This window comes from Amycolatopsis sp. cmx-11-32 (genome assembly GCF_047608695.1).
Lineage (GTDB): Bacteria > Actinomycetota > Actinomycetes > Mycobacteriales > Pseudonocardiaceae > Amycolatopsis.
The window spans coordinates 1-988 of record NZ_JADNQN010000049.1 but is presented as its reverse complement, the minus strand read 5'-3'; the positions used below and the strand labels follow the sequence as shown (position 1 = coordinate 988).

Sequence of the window (988 nt, the reverse complement as noted above, 5' to 3'; positions counted from 1 at the left end):
AAGGGTTGTGGGAGAGTAGGACACCGCCGGACTAACCTTAGAAACAAGGGGGGCTCGGGCCCCGGTCGAGAACCACGAGTTCTCCCGGAGCCCGAGCCCCCCTTTTTTTCACGTCCCCACACCCGCCCGGTGATAGCAAAGGTCCCTTGCTCTCACCGCCGTGGTCGGTCAGCTGCTTCGCCGACCGACCGCCCGCCGGCGGACCGGTGACGAGAAGACCAGCGAAGTCGTCGTCTCCCCATAACGCTGCATCCGCTCTACGAGCTCCTCCAACTCCGCGGTGTCCCGGCAGGCGACTCGCACCAACCAGCACTCATCGCCCGTGACGTGATCGGCGTCGAGCACCTGGGAAGCGGGAGGATGGTCTCCCGGAAGCGAGCGGTGTCCAGACTCTGCACTTTGGCTCGAACCATCGCCTCAATGGGCAGCCCGAGCTTCGTCAGATCGACGCTGGCGCGGTATCCGGTGATGATCCCGTTCTCTTCGAGCCTTCGGATCCGCTCGGTCACCGCGGGCGGGGACAGCGACACCCTTCGGCCGAGCTCCGAGAAGGTCAGCCGCCCGTCGGACTGGAGCAGTTCGAGCAGCTGCCAGTCGAGATCATCGAGGTTCACGGGACTCCCAGGTCGATCGTCACACCTGCCAGGAATCTCCAGGCTAACCGGCGGTAACACCTGGATTCTCCAATGTTCCGGATGATCACCGATCAGCAGGATTGGGGCATGACGACCGAACCCCGCGTACTGACGTTCCAGGCCCTCGACAGTGCGACCGCGGCCATCCACCTTCGCGCCGAACTCGCCCTCGACGGACTTGTTCCGCGATCTCACTGCCGGTGCTCAGCGCGACTACGTGGTCGTCCGGTAGTTGTCAAGTCAAGTGAGACAGGTTGTGTTAGCGCGCCGGTTTGAGCTGGTCAGAGGGCTGGTTGATCCAGGCTGCTTCGGGCATTTTGGGTGGTCGCGGGCGGCGCGCGAAGCGCTCAGGA

Annotated in this window: 1 pseudogene; it reads right to left on the bottom strand. The window is 64.1% G+C overall.

Annotated features, from left to right (window positions below):
• Window positions 1–168 precede the first annotated feature (168 nt).
• A pseudogene (locus ACM6LR_RS39325) lies at window positions 169–614 on the bottom strand (Lrp/AsnC family transcriptional regulator).
• Window positions 615–988: the final 374 nt, after the last annotated feature.